Origin of the sequence: Aquimarina pacifica, from assembly GCF_000520955.1 — a bacterium.
GTDB classification, from domain to species: Bacteria; Bacteroidota; Bacteroidia; order Flavobacteriales; family Flavobacteriaceae; genus Aquimarina; species Aquimarina pacifica.
The window spans coordinates 132,718-143,353 of sequence record NZ_JACC01000020.1; the positions used below are offsets into that span (position 1 = coordinate 132,718).

The following is a 10,636-nucleotide window of genomic DNA, read 5'->3' on the forward strand; positions in this document are numbered from 1 at the left end:
ATTGTCCTTTTTATTAAACTGATTTATCAATAGTTAAAAATAGTACGCATGAAGAAAAGAATCGTCTATCCAATAATTGCAGTTGTTCTATTACTTTCTACAGTAAGTTTTAAGTCAGATTTTTTTGAAATTGCCAAACAGGTAGAAATTTTTACTACGATGTTTAAAGAATTAAACATGAACTATGTTGATGAAACAAATCCTGCGGAGTTAATGGATACTGCTATCAAGGCGATGTTAGACGATCTGGATCCTTATACCAAATATTGGAATGAACAAGACGTAGAGGCTTCAAAAATTAGAAATGCAGGAGAATATACAGGCATAGGTGCTTCTATAAAAACCATTAAAGATAAAATTATTATTATTGAACCCTATAAAGACTATCCTGCAGATAAAGCTGGTCTGAGAGCTGGAGATGAAATCATACAAATTGGTGATATCAAGGTTTCAGATTTTAAAGATGATGCAGGAGAGCTTCTTAAAGGAGCCAGTGGAACCAAAGTGGATATCACCTATAACAGACAAGGAGAAACAAAAAAAACGATACTAGAACGGGAAGAAATAGAGGTTGATGCAGTACCTTTTTACACCGTACTAGATGATAATACAGGATATATTGTATTATCCAAGTTTAACAATAAAGCCTCTAGTGAAACCATTGCTGCATTAAAAGATGTAAAAGCCAAAGGAGCTACTAAAATTATTCTTGACCTACGAGGAAACCCAGGAGGATTATTAAGTGAGGCAATTAACGTTACCAATATTTTTGTTCCAAAAGGAGAATTAATCACTACTACCAAATCAGTTGTAAAAAAATATAATAAATCATATACCACAAAGAAAGAGCCTGTTGATATACAAATCCCATTAGTTGTGTTAGTTAATGGACGAAGTGCCTCTGCAAGCGAAATTGTAGCAGGTAGTATTCAAGATCTTGATAGAGGTGTTGTTATCGGTGCTAGAAGTTTTGGTAAAGGATTGGTACAGCGCCCAAAAAAATTAACCTACGGAACACAGCTTAAAATTACAATTTCTAGGTATTATACACCAAGTGGTAGGTGTATACAAGCACTCGATTACTGGAACAGAGATAAGGACAATAAAGCGGTAAGAATTGATGAACAAGATTTTAAAGCTTTTAAAACTAAAAATGGAAGAACAGTATATGATGGGGGAGGGATCCAACCAGATATTGAGCTAGAAACATCAAAATTTAGCAAAATTACAACCGCTTTATTAAAATCAAATGCCATATTTGAGTACAGCACCAAATATTATTACTCTCATCAATTGAATAATTCTAGTGACTTTAATTTTACTAATGATGATTACCAAGATTTTAAAAAATTTGTAAAACAAAGCGATTTCAATTTTGAAACTGAAACCGAAAAATCTTTTAAAAAGTCCCTAGAAGTTGCTAAAAGAGAAAAGTTTGATGCAGAAATTGAAGAAACATACAAGACATTAATTGCTTCTATCAACACTTCAAAGCAAAAGGCTTTGGATATTCATAAAAACGAAATTGTTGCCTTATTAACTGACGAAATTATAAAGCGATATTTCTACAGAGAAGGTTTATATAATTACTACGTTACACATAATCCCGAAATTGCAAAAAGTCAAGAAATCTTAAATAATAAAAGCAAATATGAGAGTATTTTAAAATAACGGATAAAAAAGGAAAAACCAATTAATTGGGTAATCCTACTCCTGATTTTAATTTTTTAGACAAAACACTATATACTTGTTCCTATATTTTAAATGAACAAGATCTTACCTCTTCATGGCAATGTGAGGAATTCCATCTTCGAGATACCCCTCTCCTACTTGTTTAAAAAGGTGTTTCTCATAAAAATTCTTAAGGTGTGTTTGGGCTGATATTTTAATATTATTTACATTAAAATGTTCTTCTACAGCTTGTATACTTGCTCTTATTAAATCATGACCGTATCCGAATTTTCTTTGTTCCTCTGACACAACTACTCTACCGATACTTGCATCTTCGAAATAATCACCTGCTTTAAAAATTCTTGTGTACGCTACAATTTCCTTGTTTTTGAAACCTATTACATGTAATGCCTTTTGATCTTTATCATCTACGTCTTGATAAACACAATCTTGTTCTACGACAAATACTTCTGCGCGTAAGCGCAGAATTTTATACAATTCTAGTGTAGTTAATTCATCAAAAGATTTAACGGTAAATAGTATGTCCATTTTTTCAATTTCACCTGATTGTAACAGATTACATTAAGAATATTAGAATATCTATATAAACTATATACATATTGGAATTTTATGAACTCTATCCAAATGTCTTCCAGCTTCAAACTTAGTATCTAAAAATGTTTTTACCATTTCTAGAGCTTGTGGTTGTGAGGTAAATCTTGCAGGAATACATAAAATATTTGCATTATTATGCAATCTGGTAAGTTCTGTAATTTCTTTTGTCCAACAAAGACCTGCTCGTACATTTTTATATTTGTTAGCAGTCATAGCAACACCATTTCCGCTTCCACAAATCAAAATTCCAAAAGATACTTTTTCAGTATCCACATCTTTAGCTACAGGGTGAACAAAATCTGGATAATCTACACTACTATTTTCATTAGTACCATAATTTGTAATATCAATATCTATAGACTCCAAATATTTTATAACTGCAAATTTATATTCTGTTCCGGCATGATCGTTTCCGATAGCTATTTTCATTTGTTTATTTATTTCATTTGTTTAGACAAAGGTAGTTTAATCTCAAAAAAGTAAACTCCAAAAAACCAATAATTTAACTCAATATTACCCCAATGTTAATAACTCACAGCCTTCTGTTAACATATGATGTGGATAAATAGTTCTTAAAATTCAAGAACTATTTTTGGAAGTATAAATTTTTATTTCAATACAAACATTCATATTAGAAATCAAAATTATAACCCCAGTTTTTCTAGCCAAGTTTTCAAGTACAATATGATAGTTATAAACTACTACTTTTTACCAAAAATATTAAAAATATAATGTGATTATTATCTATTAACAACTGTTAATTAAATTATTTATCTACTAAGATAATCAAAGTATTATAGTATTCATATCCTGTTTATATCATTATGAAAATTCATTTTAACTTAAAAAGCAAACAAAATATAAAAAAGATATACCGCTATTCACACTACATTATAATCATCATTATTTTTTTTAAAATTTAAAGAAAGAAAAGAAATGTATTATATATATGTTTATAACTACTTTTAGTACTTATTTTTTAGTTTCATCTATGGTTCTGAGATTTGATTATTGGTCAGGGAAAATGAATCAAAAATTTACTTTTTGTAAAAGTTAGAGTTAAAAAGTATCTTAAAGTTTAGATTCTTTCGTTATTGAAATTAAAAAGAGTGATGAATCCTTTGTTACGTACTCTTCTTTTATTTCTTTTTTCTTATTAATTGTAGAGTTAATCGAAACAGAGAAGAAATAGATACCCAATACAAATATTAGGATAAAAAAAAATATAATTTTATGTATTTTTTTGATTTTATTCATGTCAGTATGGTAAGATAAACGAATAAAAAGTAGGTGTAGTATATAAAAATTAAGTAAATTTTAAGAAAAAATACAGTTCTTGTTTAATTTAAATTATTTAAAGTACTGATTTACAATTGTTAGCTATACTAAACGTTAGACAAAATTCATAAATCATTGATTAATAAAAGTTTACACTTTAAATCATGAAGGTTAAAAGATAAACTGTATTTTTAGCCCAAATAAATAGATATTAATGAAAAGAAAGAGAAGTAGAAGAAAAAAATCACCCAAAATAGAAAATATCACCCAAGGAATACTCAAAATACTAAAATCCGAGTCCAATAAAAGTTTTAATTATAAGCAAATCGCTTCAAAATTTGGAGTAGATGATCCGAGTAGTCGCAATCAAATTATTAAAACACTTTCTCAATTAGCAGCAAAAAAGCAAATTGAAGAAGTAGAACGAGGAAAGTTTAAAATCATACCAAATATTAATACATACACCGGTTTTTTAGAAATTACATCTAAAGGAACAGGCTATGTTGTTGTAAAAGATTTAGAAGAAGATATTTTTATACCTAGTAATAACTTAAATAAGGCATTACATGGGGATGAAGTAGAAGTGTATGTTTATCGTCGTAGACGAAGAGGAAAAAATGAAGGAGAGATTACAAGAATTATTACTCGCAAAAAATCTGAGTTCGTAGGAGTTATAGAAATTCAGAAAAAATATGCCTTTGTCAATATGCAAGATTCTAGAATGTATACTGATATTTTTGTGGCAAAAAATAAAATAGGAAATGCAGAAGATGGTGATAAGGTATTAGTTACATTAGATGAGTGGCCTGAGAATGCAGACTCTCCTTTTGGTACAGTTATTAAAGTACTTGGTAAACCAGGTGAACATAATACAGAAATTCATTCAATTTTGGCACAGTATGGCCTACCCTATGAGTTTCCCGAAGAAGTTGAGGCGTATGCAAATGACTTAGATACCTCTATACAAGAATCTGAGGTTAAGAATCGTAGGGATATGAGAAAGACACTTACGTTTACAATTGATCCTAAAGATGCTAAAGATTTTGATGATGCTCTATCATTTGAAATTCTTGAAAATGGAAATTATGAAGTAGGTATTCATATAGCAGATGTATCTCATTACGTTACTCCAGGTACTGTTCTTGATGATGAGGCTTATGAACGAGCAACATCAGTATATTTGGTAGATAGAGTAGTACCAATGCTACCAGAAGTATTGTCAAATAATGCCTGTTCATTAAGGCCTAACGAGGAAAAATATACTTTTTCTGCTGTATTTGAATTAGATGATAACGCACAAATACAAAATCAATGGTTTGGTAGAACAGCAACATATTCTGATGCAAGATTTGCATATGAAGAAGCACAACATATTATCGAAAGTGGAGATGCAATAATTCCTGAAGCTATTTCACTTACAGGAAAAGAATATAAAGCAGATCCTAAGATTGTAGAGGCAGTTCTTAAACTTAATGCTTTGGCTAAAATAATGAGAAAGCAACGTATGGGTCAAGGTGCTATTTCTTTTGATAAGGTAGAAGTAAAATTTAATTTAAATGATAATAACGAACCGGTAGGTGTATTTTTTAAGACTTCTAAGGACGCTAATAAACTTATTGAGGAATTTATGCTGTTAGCTAATAAAAAGGTCGCAGAATTCATCGGAAAGCAAAATCCAAAAAAGACATTTATATATCGAGTGCATGATGAACCTAATGATGAAAAATTGGCTGCGTTACAAAATGTAATAGGAAGGTTTGGCTATAAACTAGACTTGAGAGATCGTAAAACGACCACAGCATCTTTAAACGGTCTCTTAAAAGATGTACAAGGTAAGAAAGAACAAAATTTGGTAGATACACTAGCTATACGTAGCATGAGTAAAGCAGAATATACAACTGCCAATATTGGTCATTATGGCCTTGCGTTTGATTATTATTCTCATTTTACTTCGCCGATACGTAGATATCCAGATGTAATGGCACATAGATTATTGCAACATTATCTGGATAAAGGAAAGTCTGTTGCAGAAGAAGAGTATGAAGAAAAATGTAGTCATAGCAGTAGTATGGAAAACCTGGCTGCTAGTGCAGAGCGTGATTCTATTAAGTTTATGCAAATAAAATTTATGAAGGATCATGAAAATGAACAATTTTTGGGTGTTATTTCTGGTGTTACCGAATGGGGAATCTATGTTGAAATAATTTCAAATAAGTGTGAAGGAATGATTCGTCTTAGGGATATTGATGATGATCATTACGTTTTTGATCAAGACGAATATGCCGTTGTAGGAGAGCGTACGAAAAAAACATATCAGTTAGGAGATGAAGTATATGTAAAAGTAAAAAATGCAGATCTTGTCAAAAGACATCTTGATTTTAAATTATTAGGAAGTAAAAATGAAATAGAATAATAAGAACTATTTATCGTTTATTTAATTACACAATATCTTACTCATCTTAATTGATTAGTTATTTTAATTCTATAAACAAATGAAAAAAATTGTATTCTCTATTCTTGTTTTATTCATGGTCTTTTGTCATGCACAAGATAGTATTATCAAGAATGTTCATAGTTTTGATGAACTAAAAGTGTTTGATAAAATACAGGTTACTTTAATACAATCTAAAGAAAATAAAGTAGAAATCCTTGGTATTAAAAGAAGAGAAGTAAATGTATTGCAAGATGGTAATCTTCTTAAAATACGAATGTCATTAGACAATCTGTGGGACGCTAATAATACTCGGGTTATTGTCTATTACAAAGAGATTCAAAAAATAGATGCAAATGAAGGAGCGAGTGTGATAGGAAACGATATAATTCGCAGTAATAATTTAGATCTAAGAACTCAAGAAGGTGCAAGCATTTCTGCAAAAGTAGAGGGTGAGTTCATGACTGTAAAAGCCATTACTGGAGGGAAGATAGAATTAGAAGGAGTTGTACAGAATCAACAGGTTAATATTACATCTGGTGGTCAATATTACGCTAGTAATGTAAAAACAAAAGAAACGCAAGTAAAGATTAGTGCCGGAGGTACTGCAGAAATACATGCACGAGAATATGTAAAAGCAAATACCAATGCAGGGGGAATAATAAGAATTTTTGGAAATCCCAAAGAAATGGATACTCAGAAATTTTTAGGAGGAAAAATAATCGAAGTTAATTAGTATAATTCTTATTGTGTTATAAGTTTCTGTACCTAATTTTAAAAATAGGGAGTACTAATTCATCTTAATCAGTAACAAATATACTTTTATCAAAATTTTCTAAAAATCTTTTTTTTGTTTCTTTAACACTAGATTGAATTTCTAAAAATTCATTTTCTTCATTTATCTCTTCTATTTTCTAAAAATCTTTGTTTTGTATTATTTTAAAGAAGAATGATTAGGAATTATACTTTATCAAAAGGAATTCTTCATTTATTTTAAAAAAATTAATTAGTTCAATTTCAATTATTATAACTTTGTTATAAATCACTATACGCATTATGCTTCAAGATGCTCAGGCAGCAATACCTTTAGGTCTCTTATTATCCTTTTTAATAGGGCCTGTTTTTTTTGTTTTATTAGAGACAGCTGCTATAAAAGGTTTTAGGGCTGCATTAGCTGTTGATTTGGGAGTTATTTTTGCTGATATAGTTTTCATTTTCATAGCTTATTTTAGTACTAATCAAATTTTAGAGAAAATAAAGGATGATCCTGCTTTGTTTATTTTTGGTGGTGTATTATTATCTACTTATGGTATTATTTCTTTTATTCAGGAGCGAAAAAATTATAATAAATTAAGAGATACCTCGGTAGAAATTATTAATAAACATAATTATCTTAAGTTGTTTATAAAGGGTTTTTTACTCAATTTTATAAATATTGGAGTTCTTGGGTTTTGGTTGAGTGTAATTATCGTAATAGGACCTCAATTGGATATGAATACACATAGAATTATGTATTTTTTTAGTATTGTATTAGTGACTTATTTATTAGTCGATGTTTGTAAAATGATACTCGCTAAACGTTTAAAAAGAAAGTTAACACCCAAAAGAACGTATATAATCAAAAAAGTAATAAGTATTATAATGGTTGTATTCGGAGTATTTCTTATTGTGAAAGGGATTCTTCCTGATAGAATGGAGGAAAGAATACAAAACGAAATAGAAAAAATAACTCCAGAAACCCGTTTTAGGTAGAGATAAATGGGTTTAAATAATTAAATACTAGACCAATAAAAAAATCCTGTAAATAATACAGGATTTTTTGAGGTGTCGAGCGGATTCGAACCGCTGTAGATGGTGTTGCAGACCACTGCCTAGCCGCTCGGCCACGACACCCTTAATTATTGGCAAATGTAAAAAAATTTATGGTTACTTTTTGAATCATTTTACATTAAAATAATATTCTCACAATTTTAACGTATTTCAACTATCTTTTTTTACTTCTGCTGATGGTTACCATTTCTACATTTCCGCCTATCGGGGGATTAATTTTAGAAACATCTACCGTCGCTTTATCTACCAAAGGTATTTCGGCTAATATTCTTACTAATATTCGTTCTGCAGCATGTTCTAATAACTTAGAACGAATAGCCATTTCTTCTTTTACAATATGATTAAGATGTACATAATCAACAGTTTCTGATAAACGATCAGATAGGGCAGAAGACGATAAATCTGCTTTGATTTTTAGATCAATTCTATAATCTGATCCAATTTTTTTTTCCTCAACTAGACATCCATGATATGCATATACCTTGATGTTTTTTAGTTTTATAAGTCCCACATTTTTTTTGTAAAGGTATAAATAATCTTTTTGAACTGTATGGGGGAGAATACCCCTTTTTATTTCCTTAAAATTATTTTCTACTATGATTTGCTAATTATATCTACAAAAATAAACATTGGTTGTTTAGCAAGATTAGAAATTTAGTAGTTTTGTATTACATTTTATATACAATGATAGAAGAGAAAAAATCACTTAATTTTATAGAGCATATTATTGAAGAGGATCTTGCGAATGGAATGGGGGTAGAAAACTTACGTTTTAGATTTCCGCCAGAACCAAATGGGTACCTTCATATAGGTCATACAAAAGCAATAGGTATAAGTTTTGGACTAGGCTTAAAATATAATGCTCCTGTAAATTTGCGTTTTGATGATACAAATCCTGCAAAAGAAGAGCAAGAATATGTTGATGCTATTAAAGAAGATATAAGTTGGTTGGGATATCAATGGGACAAGGAGTGCTATTCTTCTGATTATTTTCAACAACTATATGATTGGACTGTATTATTAATTAAAGAAGGTAAAGCTTATGTAGATTCACAATCGGCAGAAGCAATTGCAGTTCAGAAAGGAACGACAACCGAACCAGGAGAAAATAGTCCTTATAGAAATCGTACTGTTGATGAAAATTTGGACCTCTTTAATAGAATGAAGAATGGAGAGTTCGATGAAGGAGAACATGTCGTAAGAGCAAAAATTGACATGGCAGATCCTAATATGTTAATGAGGGATCCTCTGATGTATAGAATTTTGAAAAAAGAACACCATAGAACAGGTAATGATTGGTGTATATATCCTATGTATGACTGGACTCATGGAGAAAGCGATTATATAGAGCATATTTCTCATTCATTATGTTCTTTAGAATTTAAGCCTCATAGAAAGTTATATGATTGGTTTTTGGATCAGATATATAGTACAGACATACGCCCTAAACAAAGAGAGTTTGCGAGGCTTAATTTGAGTTATACTATAATGAGTAAGCGTAAACTACTAAGATTAGTAGAAGAAGGAATTGTATCTGGTTGGGATGATCCAAGAATGCCGACAATATCCGGTTTGAGAAGAAGAGGGTATACTGCAGCATCTATTAGAAAGTTTGTAGATACTGTTGGTGTAGCAAAAAGAGAAAATGTTATAGATGTATCTCTATTAGAATTTTGCATTAGAGAAGATTTAAATAAAAGAGCTCAAAGGGTTATGGCTGTTCTTGATCCTGTTAAGTTGATAATATCAAATTATCCAAAAGGAGAAGAGGAATGGTTAGAAGCAGAAAATAATCCTGAAGATGATTCTGCTGGAGTGAGAAAAGTGCCATTTTCTGGTGAATTATTTATAGAAAAAGAAGATTTTAAGGAAGAAGCTGGAAACAAGTTTTTTAGACTAACACTAGGTAAAGAAGTACGCCTTAAAAATGCATATATTATTAAGGGAGAACGTATTGTAAAAGATGAAAGTGGAAATATAACGGAGATTTATTGTACATATGATCCAAAAAGTAGATCGGGTAGTGGTACAGAGGAATCAAAACGTAATGTAAAAGGAACATTACATTGGGTAAGTATACAGCATGCTATTCCTGCAGAAGTAAGAATATATGATAGATTATTTAATGATGAATCACCAGACGGTCACAAGGATATAGATTTTTCTACTTTTTTGAATCCTAGCTCGTTGAAGGTAATTACAGGATATGTTGAACCATATCTTGAAAATGCCAAAGTATTGGATCAGTTTCAATTTCAGAGATTGGGGTATTTTAATGTTGATCTTAACAGTAAAAAGGATGCATTGGTATTTAATAAAACGGTAGGGTTAAGAGACACATGGTCAAAAGCTAAGACTGTAAACACTGAAAAAAAATCTACACAGAATAAAGGACCTGCAATAGCTCCTATAGATGAGATTAAAAGATCAGGAAAGAAATACACAAATCTTCCTGATGAAAAGAGGAAAATATTAAAAAATAAAATTGAAGAAGCAGCGCTATTGGTAGAATTAGATGAATTAGTTCCTCTTTACAATACAGCTGTAAAAAAGACAGGAACTCGTATTGCTACTATGGTCGCGCTAAATGTTGTTTTAAAAAGTAAGGAGCTCGAGCCTAATTCTGAGGCAAAAGAATTTATTCTAAAGGCACTTGAGGATAAAAATGAATTACTAGTAGCAGAAGCAAAAGAATTGGCTTCTAAGTACCATATCAGCTCTTAATATGGATAGGTAAGTATTAAAAAAAGCGATGACTACAATCATCGCTTTTTTTATTTTATATGGTAGTATCTCATTAACTGTGTAAGT

At 30.3% G+C, this 10,636-nt stretch carries 8 protein-coding genes and 1 tRNA gene; 5 read left to right on the forward strand and 4 right to left on the reverse strand.

Going from position 1 to position 10,636, the window contains the following annotated elements; genetic code table 11:
• Positions 1-48: 48 nt before the first annotated feature.
• Complete coding sequence (locus DZ60_RS0111570) at positions 49-1,671, forward strand: S41 family peptidase (protein WP_025742231.1); 1,623 nt, start codon at positions 49-51, stop codon at positions 1,669-1,671.
• 105 nt (positions 1,672-1,776) lie between these two features.
• On the opposite strand, the gene DZ60_RS0111575 is transcribed toward DZ60_RS0111570, so the two are convergent.
• Both DZ60_RS0111575 and DZ60_RS0111580 read right to left on the reverse strand, forming a co-directional pair.
• On the reverse strand, positions 1,777-2,220 hold the full coding sequence (locus tag DZ60_RS0111575; protein WP_174407711.1) for a GNAT family N-acetyltransferase: 444 nt from the start codon (positions 2,218-2,220) through the stop codon (positions 1,777-1,779).
• Positions 2,221-2,280: 60 nt separating this feature from the next.
• Positions 2,281-2,715, reverse strand: coding sequence for an RpiB/LacA/LacB family sugar-phosphate isomerase (locus tag DZ60_RS0111580; RefSeq protein ID WP_025742233.1), 435 nt, complete (start codon positions 2,713-2,715; stop codon positions 2,281-2,283).
• Between the two features lie 1,063 nt (positions 2,716-3,778).
• On the opposite strand from DZ60_RS0111580, the gene rnr reads away from it, so the two are divergent.
• The 3 genes from rnr to DZ60_RS0111595 all read left to right on the forward strand — a co-directional run bounded on the left by rnr (position 3,779) and on the right by DZ60_RS0111595 (position 7,747).
• A complete protein-coding gene (gene rnr / locus DZ60_RS0111585; RefSeq protein ID WP_025742234.1) occupies positions 3,779-5,977 on the forward strand; it encodes a ribonuclease R in 2,199 nt (732 codons plus the stop codon).
• 79 nt (positions 5,978-6,056) lie between these two features.
• Positions 6,057-6,731 (forward strand): head GIN domain-containing protein, encoded by a 675-nt coding sequence (locus tag DZ60_RS0111590; RefSeq protein ID WP_025742235.1) that lies wholly within the window; start codon positions 6,057-6,059, stop codon positions 6,729-6,731.
• 320 nt (positions 6,732-7,051) lie between these two features.
• The gene (locus tag DZ60_RS0111595; RefSeq protein ID WP_025742236.1) at positions 7,052-7,747 is read left to right on the forward strand and encodes a LysE family translocator; all 696 of its coding nucleotides are present in this window, start codon (positions 7,052-7,054) and stop codon (positions 7,745-7,747) included.
• 70 nt (positions 7,748-7,817) lie between these two features.
• On the opposite strand, the gene DZ60_RS0111600 is transcribed toward DZ60_RS0111595, so the two are convergent.
• Together DZ60_RS0111600 and folB are read right to left on the reverse strand one after the other, a co-directional pair.
• Positions 7,818-7,888 (reverse strand) — tRNA-Cys (locus DZ60_RS0111600).
• Between the two features lie 91 nt (positions 7,889-7,979).
• A complete protein-coding gene (gene folB, locus DZ60_RS0111605) occupies positions 7,980-8,336 on the reverse strand; it encodes a dihydroneopterin aldolase (protein WP_025742237.1) in 357 nt (118 codons plus the stop codon).
• 173 nt (positions 8,337-8,509) lie between these two features.
• Between folB and DZ60_RS0111610 the strand changes: the two genes are divergently transcribed.
• On the forward strand, positions 8,510-10,549 hold the full coding sequence (locus DZ60_RS0111610; protein ID WP_025742238.1) for a glutamine--tRNA ligase/YqeY domain fusion protein: 2,040 nt from the start codon (positions 8,510-8,512) through the stop codon (positions 10,547-10,549).
• The last annotated feature ends 87 nt before the right edge of the window (positions 10,550-10,636 follow it).